Source organism: Sphingomonas sp. LY54 (genome assembly GCF_035594035.1).
Lineage (GTDB): Bacteria > Pseudomonadota > Alphaproteobacteria > Sphingomonadales > Sphingomonadaceae > Allosphingosinicella.
Window position 1 is genome coordinate 594199 of sequence record NZ_CP141588.1, and the last position, 17112, is coordinate 611310.

Genomic DNA, 17112 nt, shown 5'->3' on the forward strand with positions numbered 1-17112 from the left:
CGGACCGCCCCTGCAGCCGCCATCCCGCCTTCACCATCGAAAGACAAGGCGCTAGGCGCTGCGGAGAACGCGGTACGAGCGGGCCGTGCCATGGCTTAGCCCTTGGTGTCTTCGTCGACTTCGGAGAATTCGGCGTCGACGACTTCCTCGGCGTCCGCCGTGCTGCCGGCGGCTTCACCGTCGGCGCCCGGAGACGCGGCCGAGGCCTGCTCCTTCTCGTAGATCGCTTGGCCGAGCTTCATCGCGACCTGGGCCAGCGCCTGGGCCTTCTCGTTCATCGCGTCGGGCTCGCCGCCTTCGACCGCCTTCTTGGCCTCGTCGATCGCGGCCTGGATCTCGCCCTTCAGCGATGCGTCGACCTTGTCGCCATGCTCCTCGAGCTGGCGCTCGGTGGTGTGGACCAGGCTCTCGGCATTGTTCTTGGCCTCGGCCGCGGCGCGACGCTTCTTGTCGTCCTCGGCGAACTGCTCGGCATCCTTGACCATCTGCTCGATGTCGGAGTCCGAAAGGCCGCCCGACGCCTGGATGCGGATCTGCTGCTCCTTGCCGGTGCCCTTGTCCTTGGCGTGGACGTTGACGATGCCGTTGGCGTCGATGTCGAACGTGACCTCGATCTGCGGCACGCCGCGCGGCGCCGGCGGAATGCCGACCAGATCGAACTGGCCGAGCATCTTGTTGTCGGCCGCCATCTCGCGCTCGCCTTGGAAGACGCGGATCGTAACCGCATTCTGGTTGTCTTCGGCGGTCGAATAGGTTTGCGACTTCTTGGTCGGGATCGTCGTGTTGCGGTCGATCATGCGGGTGAAGACGCCCCCGAGCGTCTCGATGCCGAGCGAGAGCGGCGTAACGTCGAGCAGCAGGACGTCCTTGACGTCGCCCTGCAGCACGCCGGCCTGGATCGCGGCGCCCATGGCCACGACCTCGTCCGGATTGACGCCGGTGTGCGGCTCCTTGCCGAAGAAGTCCTTCACCGCTTCACGCACCTTGGGCATGCGGGTCATGCCGCCGACGAGAACGACCTCGTCGATCTGGTCGGCCTTGAGGCCGGCGTCGGCGAGCGCCTTCTTGCAGGGCTCCATCGTGCGCTTGATCAGCTCGCCGACGAGACGCTCGAGGTCGGCGCGGGTGATCGCCTTGACGAGGTGCTTCGGGCCGGTCTGGTCGGCGGTGATGAAGGGCAGGTTCACTTCGGTGGTCTGCGCGGAGGACAGCTCGATCTTGGCCTTCTCGGCCGCCTCCTTGAGGCGCTGCAGCGCGAGGCGATCGCCGCGCAGGTCGATGCCCTCGGCCTTCTTGAACTCGTCGGCGAGATACTGGACGATATGAGCGTCGAAATCCTCGCCGCCCAGGAACGTGTCGCCGTTGGTCGACTTCACTTCGAAGACGCCGTCGCCGATCTCGAGGATCGAGATGTCGAACGTGCCGCCGCCAAGGTCGTAGACGGCGATCGTCTTGCCGTCATTCTTCTCGAGCCCGTAGGCGAGCGCCGCCGCGGTCGGCTCGTTGATGATGCGCAGCACTTCGAGGCCGGCGATCTGGCCGGCATCCTTGGTCGCCTGGCGCTGTGCGTCGTTGAAATAGGCCGGAACCGTGATCACCGCCTGGGTGACGGTCTCGCCGAGATAGGCCTCGGCCGTTTCCTTCATCTTCTGCAGGATGAAGGCGCTGATCTGCGACGGCGAATAGTCCTGGCCGCCGGCCTGGACCCAGGCGTCGCCGTTCGAGCCCTTGACGATGTGGTACGGGACCAGCTCGGTGTCCTTCTTGGTCACCGGATCGTCGAAGCGGCGGCCGATCAGGCGCTTCACCGCGAAGATGGTGTTGTCGGGATTGGTCACGGCCTGGCGCTTGGCCGGCTGGCCGATCAGGCGCTCGCCATCCTTGGCGAAAGCGACGATCGAAGGCGTCGTGCGCGCGCCTTCAGCATTTTCGACCACCTTCGGCTTGCCGCCTTCCATCACGGCGACGCAGCTGTTGGTGGTGCCGAGATCGATACCGATAACTTTTGCCATAAAACCCTCTTATGCCCCAATAAAGTCGAAGCCCGCGCGCCTTCTGTCGAGGTGCCGCGGGGTGTTACGGATGCGATATAGGAGCGCTTTCGGTTGCGACAAGAAGCGGCTGGGGGCTAAGAGCACGGCATGCAAATCCTGGCCCGTATCGGTACTCTCGCTGCGCCCGCGGCGCTCCTCTTCCTCGCCGGCTGCGACGGCGCCCCGAAAGCGCCCGAAGTTGCGGTGAAAGAAGCCTGGGTGCGCCTCCCCGCGGTGGCGGGCCGGCCGGGCGCGGCATATTTCACGCTCGACAGCAACGTCGCGCCGATGAAGCTGGTGAGCGTCACCAGCCCCGACGTCGAGCGTATCGAGCTGCACGACAGCATGAGCGAGGGCGGCATGATGAAGATGGCGCCGCTCACCGACACGACCTTCCCCGACGGCGGCGAGATGGAATTCGCGCCCGGCGGCAAGCATGCGATGCTGTTCGGAATCGACCCCAAGATCCAGCCGGGCGGCAAGATCCGCCTCAATTTCACCTTCGACCCGGCGCCGGCCGTCACCGCCGAGGCCGAGGCGCACGCGGCCGGCGACCCCGGCCACAGCAGCCATTGAGGCGCGGGCGGATGGCGCAGCCGTGACCGTCCGTCCGCTCACCACCGGCGAGCGCGCACTCGCTGCATCGGTATTCGGCGCCGCGATCGCCTATGACTCGGTGACGATCCAGCGCCGCAAGTGGATCTTCTTTCAGCCGCGCAACACCGCGATGGCGCCGTGCGGCCACATCCACTTTCACCCCAAGAGCGATTATTGGAGCGAGGATTACAGCCAGGAGCGGCTCGGCCTCCAGGGACTGTTCCTGCACGAACTGACTCATGTCTGGCAGGCCCAGCAGCGCGGGCGATTTTACCTGCCGCTGATGCGCCACCCGCTCTGCCGCTACGATTATGCAGTGCGGCCCGGGCTGCGCTTCGAACGCTACGGGCTGGAGCAGCAAGCCGAGATCGTCCGCCACACCTTCCTCCTGCGCCGCGGCGCGACCTTCGCCGGCGCGCCGCCGCGCGAGCAGCTCGAGACCATCCTTCCCTTCACGGTCTAACCACCCGCGCTAACGCTGCGGCAACCTCAATGCAGTATTGATACCGCCTGACTTTCCTCAGCCCGGGTTTCGATATCGGGACGTGAAACCCGGCCATTGCCAGAGGAGGCACCGTAAGCGGCCATGAAGGATTTGCGCCTGCTCCACCCCTTGCTGCTGGAGCTTTTTCCGGACCGGCTCGACCGCGCCTTCGCGTTCGGCGACGTGCTGGTGCTGATGGGGCATGACGGCTTCATCGTCGAAGGTGCCGGCTTCCGCATCCGCTACAGCCGCGAGCGCGGCGCGGCCGACGCCGCGACGGTTGCCTGGGCCGAGAAGGGCCCGACGGCCGAGGTTTCGGAGCGGCTCGACGCCTTCCTTGCCGCGATCGACTATCTCCGGATCGTGCACGAACAGGATGCGCGCGAGGCGCGCCTGTCGGCCGACAGGAACGCGCGCGTCCGCAAATGATCAGCGCGGCCGGCTGAGCCGCGCCGCCAGCCACTCCTCGATCGCGCGATAGGCCGAGCGGCCGCGCGGCGGATCCTCGCCATTGTTCGCCGACAGATAGGCGATGCCCTCGCCTCGCTCGGGATCGATCCACAGCCCGGAGCGGACGCCGTAAGCGTCGCCGGCATGGCCGGAGACGGCGCGGCCGTCGGCGAACAGATCGTCCCGACATCCCGCCACGTCGCGCACCGGCAGCTTCTGCACCGCAAGGCCATAGGCGCAGTAGAAGCCACTCTCGGTCGCGCCATTGGCGCCGTCGTAGCGCCAGTGCGGTGCCAGCAGCGCTTCGATGCTTTCGGGCCTGAGGAAGGCCGCTCCCTCGTGCCGGCCCCGATTGAGCAGCAGACGGCCGACGGTGGCGAGGTCGCGCGCGGAGATGCGCAGGCCGCCCTGGGGCGAGAAGAGCGCGCCGTTGCTGCCCAAGCGGTAGGATTGCAGAGCGCAGCTTGCGTCCGCCGCGGGCACCACCGGGCAATCGGGCCGGCGGCCGCCGAGATCGTCGCGCAGCACCGCCCCGTCGCCAGCGTAGAGCACCACCGCGCGAGCCATCGCCGCATCGCTGCACGTGGTCCAGTTGAAGCAGGCGTCGAGGCCGAGCGGGCCCAGCACCAGCCGCCCCATCAGCCGATCGAAACGCTCGCCGGTGACGGCCTCCATCACCGAGGCGACGACCGGGAAATTGAGGTTGGAATAGCGGAAAGAGGTGCCGGGCGCGTGCGCCGGATCGAACGCCTTCGGGTCCGCCACGGCGGCCTCGACGCTCTTGCCGAGCGGGATCGCGTAATCGACCTCGTCGCGCAGCCCGGAGCGGTGGGACAGCAGCAGGCGCAAGGTGATCGGCGTCGCGGGAAAGGCCGGGTTGCGCAGCCGCCAGCCGAGATAATCGGAGACGTCGCGATCGAGATCGAGCCGGCCCTCCTCGACCAGCCGCATCACCCCGAGACCGACGACGAGCTTCGAGATGGACGCGATCCGCACCGGATCGTCGACCGTCAGCGCCCGCCCCCGCGCGCGGTCGGCGAGGCCGCCGGCACCAACGGCGCGCTCGCCGTTCGTGTCGAACGTCACCCAGGCGTAGCTGACGCCCGGCACGGGAGGCGGCGGCGAAGGCCCGACCTGCGGCGCGACGCAGCCGGCGAGCGCGAGGCAAAGAAAAAGGGAGAGGCGGATCACCGTCTCTCCCTTAATCGAGTTCGTTACGGTGCGAAACCGATTCAGCCCTTCCTGGCGACCCCGACCAGAGCCGGCCGCAGCAGCCGGTCCTTGATCGTATAGCCGGGCTGCATTTCCTGGACGATCGTGCCGGGTTCGGCGTCGCTCGGCACCTCGATCATCGCCTGGTGCTTGTTCGGGTCGAGCGGCTGGCCCATCGCTTCGACGCGGACGATGCCGTTGCGCTGGAACACCGCGTCGAGCTCGCGCGCGGTCACTTCCACGCCGGTGATCAGGCCCTTGAACTTCTCGTCCTGGAGCAGCTCGTCGGGAACCGCCTGCAGGGCACGGTCCAGATTGTCCTTCACGGACAGCAGGTCGCGGGCGAAGCCAGTGATCGCGTAAGCCGTCGCGCTCTGCTTCTCCTGCTCCAGCCGGCGGCGCACATTCTGCGTCTCGGCCTGCGCGTAGAGGACGTGCTGGCGCACCTCCTCGAGCTCCTTTTCCAGCTCGGTGAGGCGGTCGGCTTCGGCCAGTTCGGGCGCTTCCGCGGCGGTTTCCGCGCGGATTTCCTCAGCTTCGTCTCTCACCTTCTGATCGTCATTCATCTCATCAATCTCGATAATGCCTGTGCTGTGAAATCAACCATGGGCACGACCCGGGCATAGTTCAACCGGGTCGGCCCGATCACGCCGACGACGCCGACGACCTTCCCGTCGGTGCCGCGATAAGGCGCCGCTATCACCGACGATCCGGAAAGCGCGAACAATTTGTTTTCCGAGCCGATGAAGATTTTCATGCCCTTGCCGGCGCGTGCCCTGTCGAGCAGGCGGGCAATCTCCTCCTTGCCCTCCAGTTCGTCGAGCAGCTGCCGCACTCGGTCGAGGTCCGCCGCCGCCTCGTTGTCGAGCAGATTGGCCTGGCCGCGCACGATCAGCACCGGCCGCTCGCTGCCGTCGCGCGACCAGATGGCGAGGCCGCGCGCGATCAGCTCCTGGGCGACCGCGTCGAGCTCGGCCTCGCCAGCGCGGATTTCCTCGCTGAGGCGCAGTTGCGCTTCGCTCAGAGTGAGGCCCGAGAGCCGGGCGCTGACATAATTGCCGACCTCGGCCAGGACCGAGGGGGTGACGCCCTGCGGGAGGCTGACGACGCGGTTCTCGACGGTGCCGTCGCTGCCGACCATCACCGCCAGCGCCTGGTCCGGCGACAATTGCACGAAGCCCAATTGGCGCAGCACAGGCTCCCTTTTGGGAACGAGCACGATGCCGGCGCAGGCGGACAGGCCCGAAAGCGCCGCCGTCGCCGAGGCGAGCGCTTCCTCGATCGGACCGCCCCGCTCCAGCCGCCCCTCGATCACCGCCCTCTCCTCGAGGCTGGGCTCCGCCGCCTGCATCATGCCGTCGACGAACAGGCGGAGGCCGCCTTCGGTCGGCACGCGTCCGGCCGAGGTATGGGGATGGCTGAGCAGGCCCAGTTCCTCGAGGTCCTGCATGACGTTGCGGATCGAGGCCGGCGACAGGTTGATGCCGGGCAGCCGCGAGACGGTGCGCGACCCCACCGGCAGGCCGTTATCGATGAAGCTTTCGACCACGAGGCGGAAGACATCCCGAGCGCGATCGTTGAGTTCGGTGATCGGGGCAATGGACATGGCGCCTATGTAGGCGGGCTGCCGCGCCGGCTCAACGGCCGATATGGATCGGCGGTGGACGCGCTCCCGGCGCGCGGCTAAGTGCCCGGCAAAGAGCAGAAAGGAACATGCATGCGCCCGTCCGGACGCGCCCCCGACCAAATGCGGGCGATCAGCATCGAGCCGAACTTCACCCGCCACGCCGAAGGCAGCGTGCTGGTCAGCTTCGGCGATACCAAGGTGCTGTGCACGGCCTCGGTCGAAACCAATCTGCCGCCCTGGCTGCGCGGCAAGGGCAAGGGCTGGGTCACCGCCGAATATGGCATGCTGCCGCGCGCCACCCACACCCGCGGCCGGCGCGAGGCCGCCGGCGGCAAGCAATCGGGTCGCACCCAGGAGATCCAGCGCCTGATCGGGCGTTCGCTGCGCGCCGTGGTCGATCTGGAGAAGCTCGGCGAGCGCCAGATCACGCTCGACTGCGACGTCATCCAGGCCGACGGCGGCACGCGTACCGCCGCTATTTCGGGGGCCTGGGTCGCGCTCCGCATCGCGGTCGACAAATTGATCGCGGGCAAGCAGCTCGAGGTCGATCCGATCATCAGGAAGGTCGCGGCGGTCAGCTGCGGCATCCACGGCGGCAACGCGGTCCTCGACCTCGATTATGACGAGGATTCGACCGCCGGCTGCGACGGCAATTTCGTGCTGACCGACGACGGCAACATCGTCGAGGCGCAGGTTACGGCCGAAGGCGAATGCTATGACGAGGAAGGGCTGCTCCGCCTGCTCCGCCTCGCCCGCATCGGCTGCAAGGAGATCTTCGCCGCCCAGGACGGGGCGACCGGCCGATGAGCCGCCGCCTCCAGCCCGGCAAGCTCGTCATTGCCAGCCACAATGCGGGCAAGGTCCGCGAGATCGCGGAGCTGCTCGGCCCCTATGGCATCGAGCCCGTTTCGGCCGCCGACCTCGACCTTCCCGAGCCGGAAGAGACCGGCAACAGCTTCGCCGACAATGCCGAATTGAAGGCGCGCATGGCGGCGGACCTGTCCGGCCTGCCAGCGCTCGCCGACGACAGCGGCCTGTGCGTCGACGCGCTCGACGGCAAGCCGGGCATCCATTCGGCGCGCTGGGCCGAGCCGCCCACCGCCACGCCGCAGCTTTCGCCCGACGGTGAGCCGGGCGAAGCCAAGATCGAGCGCGACTTCGGCTATGGGATGCAGCGCATCGCGAGCGAACTGGAAGCCCTTGGGCCGGACGCCGGCCGCGGCGCCCATTTCGTCTGCGCCCTGTCGGTGTGCTGGCCCGACGACGGCCAATGCGAGACGTTCGAAGGCCGGGTCGACGGCACCCTCGTCTGGCCGCCGCGCGGAAGCCAGGGCTTCGGCTACGATCCGATGTTCCAGCCGGTCGGGCACGAACAGACATTCGGCGAGATGGACCCGGCGCAGAAACATGCGATGAGCCACCGTGCAGACGCCTTCCAGAAGCTCATCGCCACCCTCTTCTGAGGCAGCGGGACCGGGGTCGGCGCCGCTGGCGCTCTACGTCCACTGGCCCTTCTGCGTCTCGAAATGCCCGTATTGCGACTTCAACAGCCACGTCCGCGAGGCCGTCGACCAGGCGCAATGGCGCGACGCCCTGCTCGCCGACCTCGCTTATGAGGCGCGGATCGAGCCGGGCCGCAAGCTCACCTCGATCTTCTTCGGCGGCGGCACGCCGTCGCTGATGCCGCCCGAGACGGTGGCTGCGATCCTCGACGCGGCGGCGGGCCACTGGGGCGTCGCCCCGGACATCGAGATCACGCTCGAGGCCAACCCGTCCTCGGTCGAGGCGGCGCGCTTCGCCGATCTGGCGCAGGCCGGCGTGAACCGGGTGTCGCTCGGCCTCCAGTCGCTCGACGACACGGCGCTCGGCTTCCTCGGCCGCGCCCATGACGTGCGCGAGGGGCTGGCCGCGCTCGACACCGCCCAGCGGGTATTCGGCCGCGTCAGCTTCGACCTCATCTACGCTCTGCCCGGCCAAAGCGAGGCGGCGTGGCAGGCCGAGCTCGACCGCGCCTTGTCGTTCGGCACCGGCCATCTCTCGCTCTACCAGCTCACGATCGAGCCCGGCACGCGCTTCGCCACTTTGGTCGCCAAGGGGGAGTTCGAGCCTGCGGACCCGGACCATAGCGCCGGGCTGTTCGAGCTGACCCAGCAGATGACCGAAGCGACCGGCCTCCCCGCCTACGAAATCTCGAACCACGCCCGGCCCGGCGAGGAGAGCCGCCACAATCTCGCTTATTGGCGCTACGACAATTATCTCGGCGTCGGGCCGGGCGCGCACGGCCGCCGCGCAGGCGCCGTCACGCAACGCCACAAGAAGCCCGAAAACTGGCTGTCGGGCCTCGCCCGCAACGGCCACGGCATCGTCGACGAAGCGCCGATTCCACCGGCCGACAAAGCGGTCGAGGCGCTGCTGATGGGGCTGCGCCTCCGCGAGGGCGTCGAGCGTGCCCGCATCGCCGCCTTGGCCGGCCGGCCGTTCGGACAGCTCGTCGATCAGCGCGCGGTGACGCGCCTCGCCGGGCAGGGGCTACTCGCGGACGAGACGGAGCGCCTGCGCGTCACCCCGGCCGGTATGATCCTGCTCGACGCGATCCTCGCCGAGATCGTCACCTAGCGCCTCTTGCCTGCGCCGCCCCCGAAGCCGCGCGGCGCCGGCGACACGGTGGTGACGCCGCCTTGCCCGATCTGCAGCACTTCGAGCGAACGCTCGGCAACGCCGTCGCGGCGGAAGCGGAACGCGCCGTCGACGCCGACGAAGCCTTCGGGATCCATCAGGTCGGCCGCCGGGAACGCCCTGCCGACCCTCCAATTGCGGCCGATCCGCACCGTCAGCAGTACCGCGTCATAGCCGAGGCTTCCGAGCCGGTAGGGATTGACGCCGTAGCGGGCGCGGTAGCGGGTGCGCAGCTGGTTGAACATGTCGTCTGAGACGCCGGCGAACCACGCGCCGCGCAGCGCCGCGGTGGCGCCGAGGCCGCTCTCCATCTTCCAGAGCTCGGTGCCGAGGATCTTCGCGTCGGCCGACGACCCCTTGCGGATGAGCGGGGCCACGCCTGCCGCGCTCTTGCCGGTGTCGGCGATCAGCACCGCGTCATAGCCCGACTGGTCATTCAGGCGGTTCACAGCCGAATTGAGCCCCTTGGGCGTGCGGTCGTAATTCTGCATCGCGACCATGCGGCCGCCGGCTTTCTCGACCGCGCCGATCAAAGCCTGGCCGACACGGCGGCCATAGACGCCGTCGGGGACGAGCCCGGCGAAGCGCTCCACGCCCTTGCCGCGGGCATAAGTGACGACGCGCCCGACCGACTGCTCGGGATCGAAGCCCATCACGTAGACGCCGTTGCCGGCGATGCTGGTATCGTTCGAGAAAGCGATGACCGGGACATTGGCCTTGCGCGCGAGCGGCGCGACGGCCGTGACGTCTTCGGCGAGCAACGGTCCCAGGAACAGCCGGTTGCCGTCCGCCAAAGCCTCGTTCGCCGCCGCCTGCGCGCCGGCCTTGGCGGTGTCGTAGATGGTGATGCGGATGCCCTCCCCGCCGGCATCGAGCAAAGCGAGGTTGGCTGCATTGGAAATGGACTTGCCGACGCCGCCATTCTCGCCGGTCAGCGGCACCAGCACGGCGACGCGGTTGCGGTTTGTGTCGGTGGGGAGGCCCGGCGTGGGCTGGGCCGGCTCGGGGGGTCGCTCGGGCACCGGCGCGGGGCGCGGCTTGGGCACCATCTGGCAGCCGGCGAGCGCCAAACCCAGGACCGCCGCCGCGGCCAACCCGATAAAGGTGCGCCGCGCTTGCGGGTGGTGGGACTGCTCTGCCATGACGATCTTCCTATGCGCGAACCAATGCCCCCGGGCCTCTATATCGTGGCGACGCCGATCGGCAATCTTTCCGATCTCAGCCCGCATGCCGCCGCCGTTCTGGCCGGGGCGGACCTTATCGCCTGCGAAGACACGCGGGTGACGGCGAAGCTGCTCCACCATATCGGCGAAAAGCGGCCGATGACGCCCTATCACGACCATAGCGACGAGCGAGTGCGGCAGGATCTGATCGCGCGCATGGCGAGTCAGGCGGTCGCGCTGGTCTCGGACGCCGGCACGCCGCTCATCTCAGACCCCGGCTACAAGCTCGTCCGCGACGCGCGCGCCGCCGGGGTGGCCGTGCACACGGTCGCCGGCCCTTCCGCGGCGATCGCCGCCCTCACCCTCGCCGGCCTCCCTACCGACCGCTTCCTATTCCTCGGCTTCCTGCCCGCCAAAGGCGGCGCGCGGGCGTCGGCCATCGGCGAGATCGCCGCAGTTCGCGCGACGCTCATCCTCTACGAGAGCGGGCCTCGCCTCGGGGCGGCGCTCGAAGCCCTGCACAAGGGGCTCGGCGACCGCGACGCGGCCGTCGTGCGCGAGATCAGCAAGAAGTTCGAGCAGACCGTAACCGGCACGCTGGGCGAGCTTGCCGAGCGCTACGCCGACGCCCCGCCCAAGGGCGAGATCGTGATCGTCGTCGGCCCGCCGGGCGAGGCCGAGCCCGCCGGCGAAGCCGAGATCGATGCGGCGCTCAAGGAAGCGATGACCCGACTTTCCGCCTCGCGCGCAGCGGCCGAAGTGGCGGCGACGCTCGGCCTGGCCCGGCGCGACGTCTACGAGCGGGCGCTGGCCCTCAAATGACGCGGCGGCGCGCCGAACGGGGCGGCCGGCGCGCGGAGACACTGGCCGCCTGGTGGCTGCGCCTGAAAGGCTGGTCGATCCTCGCCCGCCGCGTCCGCACGCCGCGCGGCGAGGTCGACTTGGTCGCGCGCCGCGGCCGCATTGTCGCCTTCGTCGAGGTGAAGGCGCGGGCGGCCGAGGCGGACATCGCCCTTTCGCTCGACGATTACCGCCTGCGACGGGTGGCGGCCGCCGCCGAGGCGCTGGCTCAGCGCTTCGTCCGCCCCGGCGACGACATGCGCATCGACGCCGTCTTCATCGTGCCGCGACGGCTGCCGCGGCACCTCCCGAACGTCTGGCGCGGCTGAACCCTCCGTCATTGCGAGGGGAGCGAAGCAATCCAGTCGCGCCCTCTGCGCCGCTGGATTGCCTCGTCGCTGCGCTCCTCGCAATGACGAACGCGCCGCTTAGCGGACGCCCATCTCGTCGAGCAGGCGCTGGGCGCCGTCGACCTTGTCCATCACCCACAGCATGTAGCGGCTGTCGACGTGGATCGTGCGGTTGATCGATGGTTCGTACCACCAGTCGGCGATGACTCCGTCGAGCGTGCCGTCGAAGGCAAGACCGACGAACTCGCCCTGTGCGTTCAAGGTCGCCGAGCCCGAATTGCCGTTGGTGATATCGACCGTCGACAGGAAATCGACCGGCAAGGTGCCGAGCTCGGGCGAGGCGTAGGGGCCGTAATCCTTGGCTGCGACCAGGGCGACCGCCTTGTCGGGCGCGTCGAACTCGCCCTTGCCGGTATGCTTGGCGGCCATGCCCTCGGCGGTGGTGAACGGCGTCCAGATCTGGCCGTCGCGCGTGCGGCCGGTGACCTTGCCGTAGGTGAAGCGCAGGCTGCCGTTGGCGTCCGGATACATCGGTTTGCCAGTCGCGGCGGCGTAAGCAAGCATGCCCTTCATATAGTCGGAGCGCGCGCGCTGCAGGCGTCCTGCGCGGTCCTTGTCGGCCTTCTCCTTGGCGAGCTCGGACGGCGCCATCGCGACGGCGAGCTGGAGGAACGGATCGGCCGAAGCCCCGAACTCCGCCCCCGGCTTGTCGAGCCAGGCGAGGCGCGTCGCCGTGTCGCCGAGCTTGGTGCCGGCATAGAGGCGGTCGGCGCCGATCGCGGCGAGCTTCGCCTCGAAGGCGGCGTTGCGCCTGGCGGCCGGCAGCTTGCGGTATTCGGCCAGGGCCGCGTCGAACAAAGCGCGGTCCACTTCGGGCACGAAGCGGCGCTCGATCTGGCGCAGGCGCTCAGTGACGAGCTGGCGGTCGCGGTCCTGGTAGCCCGGCTCGCGCTGCGCATCCGGCTTGGCGCGCTCGAGCGACCAGCGGTAGAGCGTGCGCGAGGCCGACAGCAGCTGGGCGCGGTTGATGAGGTTGGCGCGAAGGTCGCTGAGCGACGCCTCGTTGGCCTCGGCAATCAGCGCGTCGAGCGCTGCGATGCTGGCGCCGTAGCGCTTCTGGCGCTGCGGATCGGCGGCGACCCAGGCACGATATTCCGCTTCCTGCGCCTTCTTCTGCTCGCCGAGCCGGACAGCGTCGGCGCCGGCCATCTGGCCGAGCAGCTTCTTCTTGTAATTGTCGGTGCCCTGCAGGATCGACGCATATTTGATCGTCGCATCCGCATTACCGGCGGTGGCGCGGCCGATCGCCGCGGAATAATCGGCGAGCAGCTTCTGCATCGCCGGATAGTAGCTGTCGTAATAGAAATCGGCTTCGGCCGCGCTGCGCAGCCGGTCGGTAACGCCTGGGAAGCCGGCCACCATCACATAATCGCCGTCCTTGACGCCCTGCTGGGCGATCTTGAGCCAGCTCTTGGGCTGGTAGGGGACGTTGGCATCGGAATAAGGCGCCGAGGAGCCGTCAGGTGCGACGTAGGCGCGGTAGAAGCCGAAATCGCCGGTGTGGCGCGGCCACTGCCAATTGTCGGTCTCGCCGCCGAAATTGCCGATGCCTTCGGCCGGTGCGTAGACGAGGCGCACGTCCTTGATCTCGAGCTGCTGCTGCAGGAAATAGGTCGCGCCGCCATAATAAGCGCGCACGTCGCAGCGACGGTTGGGTTGCTTCTCGCAGGCGCTGATCAGCCCCTTCCGGTTGGCCTCCATACGATCGTAGCGCTGCAGCCCCGACATGGCCGCAGTGACGCCCTTGTTCATCGCCGCGCTGACGTCGCGCAAATCCTCGATCACGAAGACGCGCGTGCCCGGCGCGGCCGGAACCTCGTCCTTGAGGGTGCCTGCGAGGAAGCCGTTGGTCAGATAATCCTGGTCGGGCTTGGAATTATACTGGATCGAGCCCTGCACGCAGTGGTGGTTGGTCGCAACCAGGCCCTGCGGGCTGACGAACGAGGCCGAGCAGCCGCCCAATGAGACGATCGCGTTGAGCGGCGCCTTCTGGAGATCGGCGAGCACGGCCGGATCGAGCGTGAGGCCGGCCTGCTTCAAGGTCGGTGCGAGGCTGGGAGTCTGGCTAGGAAGCCACATCCCCTCCTCGGCGCCCGCCTGGGTGGCGAGCAGAAAGGCGAGCGTCACGAAACCGGCGGCGTGTCTGATCATTTGGGAATCCCTGCAAGATGTGGCGGGAGTGGTATCAGAACCGGTACTGCGCGCAACATCGTGCCGCCCGCACGGCCGCGCCCGAAGCCCGCGGGTGACAATCGCCTCGTCCTCCCCTAGGGGCGACGCAATCGTGGGGAGCCAGAGTCTATGCTGTTGCGTGTCGCCGTCCAGATGGATCCGATGGAGAGCATCAACATCGCGGGCGATTCCAGCTTCGCGATCATGCTCGCCGCGCAGGCGCGCGGGCACGTCCTCTACCATTATCTGGCGCCGCACCTTTCCTATTCGGACGGCCGCGTCCGCGCCCACGCCCGCCCGGTGCGCGTGCGCCACCAGCATGGCGACCATTTCGAGCATGGCGAATGGCAGGTGATCGACCTCGTCGACGATGTCGACGTCGTGCTGATGCGCCAGGATCCGCCCTTCGACCTCAGCTACATCACCGCCACCCACCTGCTCGAGCGCGTCCAGCCGCACACCCTGGTGGTCAACGACCCGGCCTCGGTGCGCAACGCGCCCGAGAAATTGTTCGTGCTCGACTATGCCGAATATATGCCGCCGACCCTGATCACGCGCTCGCTCGAGGAGACGCGCGCCTTCCAGGCCGCGCATGGCGACATCGTCGTGAAGCCGCTCTACGGCAACGCCGGGTCGGCCGTGTTCAAGATCGGCCGCGACGGCAACAACCTGCCGGCGCTGACAGAATTGTTCAACCACGTCTGGGTCGAGCCGTTCATGGTCCAGGCCTTCCTTCCGCAGGTCGCCGAGGGCGACAAGCGCATCGTCCTGATCGACGGCAAGGCGACCGGGGCGATCAACCGCGTTCCCGGCCAGGGCGAGATCCGCTCCAACCTCGCCGCCGGCGGCACCGCGCTCGCCACCGACCTCACCGACCGCGAGCGCGAGATTTGCGACGCGCTCGGGCCGGAGCTGGCGCGCCGCGGCCTGCTGTTCGTCGGGATCGACGTGATCGCCGGCTATCTGACCGAGATCAACGTCACCTCGCCGACCGGAATCGTCGCGATCGACCGGTTCAACGGCACCGACACACCGGGCATCATCTGGGATGCCATCGAAGCCAAGGTCGCTTAAAACATGTCTGACTGGGTCATCCGCCTGATCGAGCAATCGGGCTATCTCGGCGTCGCCTTCCTGATGTTCCTGGAAACGGTGTTCCCGCCGATCCCGTCGGAGGTGATCATGCCGCTCGCGGGCGTGGCCGCCGTCAACGGACCGATGACCCTGTGGGGCGTCATCGCCAGCGGCACCACCGGCGCGATGTTCGGCAACATCTTCTGGTATCTGGTCGCACGCGTGATCGGCATCGAGCGCTTCCGGCCGTTCATCGAGAAGCACGGCCGCTGGCTCACTGTCGACTGGTACGACGTCGAGAAGGCCGAGCGCCTGTTCGGCCGCTTCGGCTCGGTGCTGGTCGGCGTCGGGCGGATGATGCCGACGATCCGCTCGGTCATCTCTATCCCCGCCGGCCTGCTCCACATGCGGCTGAAAAGCTTCCTGATCTGGTCGACGATCGGCACCGCCGGGTGGAGCTCGGCGCTGGCGATCGCCGGCTACATGCTCGGCCGTCGCTTCGGCGAGATCGAGACCATCCTCGGCCCGCTCTCCTCGGCGATCATCGGTCTGATGATACTCTTCTACGTCTGGCGCCAGCTCACCTGGCGCAAGCGCCACCCCGAGACCGAAGGCGAGGCGCGTTAGGCCCGCGGATGGGCGTTGCGATAGACGTCCATCAGATGCGCGGCATCGACCGAGGTGTAGATCTGGGTCGAGGACAGGCTGGCATGGCCGAGCAGCTCCTGGAGCGAGCGCAGGTCCGCGCCGCGGCCGAGCAGATGGGTCGCGAAGCTGTGACGCAGCGCGTGCGGGGTGGTGCGGTCGGAAAGGCCGAGCGCGGCCCGCGCTTTACGCACCGCGCGCCGCACGATCTCGCCGCGCAGCGGCCCGCCCTTGGCGCCGCGGAAAAGCGGCACCTCCGGCCCCGCGGCATAGGGACATAGTGCGGCGTAACGCATGATCGCGTCGCGCACCTGCGGCAGCAAGGGCACGATCCGTGTCTTGGCGCGCTTGCCGGTGACCGAAATCGCTTCGCCGAGCGGCAGCGCACTCCCGGTCAGGCCGAGCGCCTCTGCGACGCGCAGGCCCGAGCCGTAGAGCAGCATCAGCACGGCGAAGTCGCGCGCGGCGATCCATTCCTCGGCGGCGTCCTCCGCCACTTCCTCCGCGAGCGCCACCACCTCGTCCGGCGAGATCGGCCGCGGCACGCTGCGCGGCCTTTTCGGGCCCTTCAGCCGCGGTGGCGCGGCCTGCTGCCCGCTTTCCGCTGCGGCGAAGGCGAGGAAGCCGCGCACCGCCGAAAGCTCGCGCGCGGCCGAGCTGTTGCCGAGCCCGCTTGCCCTGCGGCTGCCGAGAAAGGCGCGAAGGTCGGCTGCCTGCAGCCCCGCCAGCGCCTCGGCCGTGACGGCGCCGCCGAGATGGCCGGCGAGGAACTGGATCAGTCGATGCGCGGTCGCGCCATAGGCCCGCACCGTATGCTCGGAGCGGCGGCGGTCGCGGGTGAGATGGTCCTGCCAGCGGGCGGCAATGGCGCGCGCGGGATGGTCGGTTAAGGGATCAGCCACCGGGCCATGCAGCGTGTGAGGACGCGTCCGAGGAAAACGAGCAGTTCCGAGCCGTGGCGGGTCTCGAAGCCCTGGGCGCCGCGCTGACCGAGCGCGAGCAGGCCGCGCGGCAATGGCGACACGCTTTCGAGCCGCACCAGAGCTTCGGCGCGAATGAGGTCGCAGGCGGGCCCGAACAGAGGATGGCCGCGCTCGCAGCCGCGCAGCACGACCCCGTCGAACTGCTCGATCGAGCGCTCGATGATCTGCGGGTCGACGAACTGCATGCCCGACGCGTCGGCACGCATGCCGCGGTCGCCGACGAACAGGGCGACCGCCACCGCGTCCAGGCCGAGGATCTGCGGCCATTCCTGCGTGACGATGTGAATCAGATGGTCGAAGCCCTCGGCCTCGACCGCGGCGAGCACCGCCTCATGGATCGAGGCGACCGCGCCGCTATGGCCGCGCGCGAAGGCGATCAGGTCCTGGTTCGCTTCCTCGGCGGCAGCGACGCGCGCGCGCAGGTTCGCGACCGCCCTGTCCTCGAAGCTGATGACCTTACCCATCGGCCGAGCTTAACCTTAAGATGGTTAAGATGCGATGGCGAAATGAATGCGGCTATCCGGGCTCAGGAAGTGCCGAATCCGCCTTCCCCGGCGCCACCGGTCCCGAACGAGGCGTCCGAGGCGCGGAAACGCCTGAGCGACGGCGCCGTCCAGACCTGGGGGCGGCTTTCCCCGCCGCCCGATGCGGCTGAGAACTCTTCGGCATGCGTCTGTGGCTTGTCAGTCATGGCTGCCCCCTCTTTTTGGAGAGCCGAACGCATACCATGGTGGACCCGCAGCAAC

General features: G+C 68.5%; 18 protein-coding genes. 10 read left to right on the top strand and 8 right to left on the bottom strand.

All coding sequences use genetic code 11. The features are described 5' to 3' along the window. Positions 1–95: 95 nt before the first annotated feature. Positions 96–2012 (bottom strand): molecular chaperone DnaK, encoded by a 1917-nt coding sequence (dnaK, locus tag SH591_RS03030; RefSeq protein ID WP_322830779.1) that lies wholly within the window; start codon positions 2010–2012, stop codon positions 96–98. A 129-nt stretch (positions 2013–2141) separates the two neighbouring features. Between dnaK and SH591_RS03035 the strand changes: the two genes are divergently transcribed. The 3 genes from SH591_RS03035 (at position 2142) to SH591_RS03045 (ending at position 3543) form a co-directional block, all read left to right on the top strand. Next, positions 2142–2609, top strand: coding sequence for a copper chaperone PCu(A)C (locus SH591_RS03035; protein WP_324750464.1), 468 nt, complete (start codon positions 2142–2144; stop codon positions 2607–2609). Positions 2610–2631: 22 nt separating this feature from the next. Next, complete coding sequence (locus tag SH591_RS03040) at positions 2632–3093, top strand: vgr related protein (protein ID WP_324750465.1); 462 nt, start codon at positions 2632–2634, stop codon at positions 3091–3093. A 123-nt stretch (positions 3094–3216) separates the two neighbouring features. Then, positions 3217–3543, top strand: a complete 327-nt coding sequence (locus SH591_RS03045) for a hypothetical protein (protein ID WP_324750466.1) — start codon at positions 3217–3219, stop codon at positions 3541–3543. Here SH591_RS03045 and SH591_RS03050 read toward each other — a convergent pair whose 3' ends face one another. Genes SH591_RS03050 through hrcA form a run of 3 tightly spaced genes read right to left on the bottom strand, consistent with a single transcriptional unit; the run spans position 3544 to position 6382 of the window. After that, positions 3544–4755 carry a serine hydrolase domain-containing protein gene (locus tag SH591_RS03050; RefSeq protein WP_324750467.1) on the bottom strand — a complete coding sequence of 404 codons (1212 nt, stop codon included), beginning with the start codon at positions 4753–4755 and terminating at the stop codon, positions 3544–3546. A 41-nt stretch (positions 4756–4796) separates the two neighbouring features. Further along, positions 4797–5342 (bottom strand): nucleotide exchange factor GrpE, encoded by a 546-nt coding sequence (gene grpE, locus SH591_RS03055; RefSeq protein ID WP_322830784.1) that lies wholly within the window; start codon positions 5340–5342, stop codon positions 4797–4799. Further along, positions 5339–6382: a heat-inducible transcriptional repressor HrcA gene (hrcA, locus tag SH591_RS03060; protein WP_322830785.1), complete on the bottom strand. Its 1044-nt coding sequence runs from the start codon at positions 6380–6382 to the stop codon at positions 5339–5341. Before hrcA ends, grpE begins: the two co-directional genes overlap by 4 nt. Positions 6383–6493: 111 nt before the next feature. Between hrcA and rph the strand changes: the two genes are divergently transcribed. From rph to hemW, 3 genes are read left to right on the top strand one after another with little or no spacing between them, the layout of a single operon-like run. Next, the gene (gene rph, locus SH591_RS03065; RefSeq protein ID WP_322830786.1) at positions 6494–7210 is read left to right on the top strand and encodes a ribonuclease PH; all 717 of its coding nucleotides are present in this window, start codon (positions 6494–6496) and stop codon (positions 7208–7210) included. Beyond that, positions 7207–7866, top strand: a complete 660-nt coding sequence (rdgB, locus tag SH591_RS03070; RefSeq protein ID WP_324750468.1) for an RdgB/HAM1 family non-canonical purine NTP pyrophosphatase — start codon at positions 7207–7209, stop codon at positions 7864–7866. Before rph ends, rdgB begins: the two co-directional genes overlap by 4 nt. Then, on the top strand, positions 7826–9019 hold the full coding sequence (gene hemW, locus SH591_RS03075; protein WP_416385204.1) for a radical SAM family heme chaperone HemW: 1194 nt from the start codon (positions 7826–7828) through the stop codon (positions 9017–9019). Before rdgB ends, hemW begins: the two co-directional genes overlap by 41 nt. Here hemW and SH591_RS03080 read toward each other — a convergent pair. Beyond that, on the bottom strand, positions 9016–10221 hold the full coding sequence (locus SH591_RS03080) for a penicillin-binding protein activator (protein WP_324750469.1): 1206 nt from the start codon (positions 10219–10221) through the stop codon (positions 9016–9018). The two genes, hemW and SH591_RS03080, sit on opposite strands and share 4 nt — an antisense overlap. Before the next feature lie 12 nt (positions 10222–10233). Here SH591_RS03080 and rsmI point away from each other — a divergent pair, with 12 nt between their 5' ends. Then, the gene (gene rsmI, locus SH591_RS03085) at positions 10234–11064 is read left to right on the top strand and encodes a 16S rRNA (cytidine(1402)-2'-O)-methyltransferase (protein WP_324750470.1); all 831 of its coding nucleotides are present in this window, start codon (positions 10234–10236) and stop codon (positions 11062–11064) included. Then, a complete protein-coding gene (locus SH591_RS03090) occupies positions 11061–11411 on the top strand; it encodes a YraN family protein (RefSeq protein ID WP_324750471.1) in 351 nt (116 codons plus the stop codon). The genes rsmI and SH591_RS03090 overlap by 4 nt, the downstream gene beginning before the upstream one ends. A gap of 99 nt (positions 11412–11510) precedes the next feature. On the opposite strand, the gene SH591_RS03095 is transcribed toward SH591_RS03090, so the two are convergent. Further along, entirely contained in the window at positions 11511–13643 is a 2133-nt protein-coding gene (locus SH591_RS03095) for a S46 family peptidase (RefSeq protein WP_324750472.1), read from the bottom strand. Positions 13644–13793: 150 nt separating this feature from the next. On the opposite strand from SH591_RS03095, the gene gshB reads away from it, so the two are divergent. After that, positions 13794–14738, top strand: a complete 945-nt coding sequence (gene gshB / locus SH591_RS03100) for a glutathione synthase (RefSeq protein WP_324750473.1) — start codon at positions 13794–13796, stop codon at positions 14736–14738. A gap of 3 nt (positions 14739–14741) precedes the next feature. Next, a complete protein-coding gene (locus tag SH591_RS03105) occupies positions 14742–15365 on the top strand; it encodes a DedA family protein (protein WP_324750474.1) in 624 nt (207 codons plus the stop codon). On the opposite strand, the gene SH591_RS03110 is transcribed toward SH591_RS03105, so the two are convergent. Both SH591_RS03110 and SH591_RS03115 read right to left on the bottom strand, forming a co-directional pair. Next, positions 15362–16285, bottom strand: a complete 924-nt coding sequence (locus SH591_RS03110; RefSeq protein ID WP_324750475.1) for a tyrosine recombinase XerC — start codon at positions 16283–16285, stop codon at positions 15362–15364. The two genes, SH591_RS03105 and SH591_RS03110, sit on opposite strands and share 4 nt — an antisense overlap. Continuing rightward, positions 16270–16830, bottom strand: a complete 561-nt coding sequence (locus SH591_RS03115) for a DUF484 family protein (RefSeq protein WP_324750476.1) — start codon at positions 16828–16830, stop codon at positions 16270–16272. The genes SH591_RS03110 and SH591_RS03115 overlap by 16 nt, the downstream gene beginning before the upstream one ends. Positions 16831–17112: the final 282 nt, after the last annotated feature.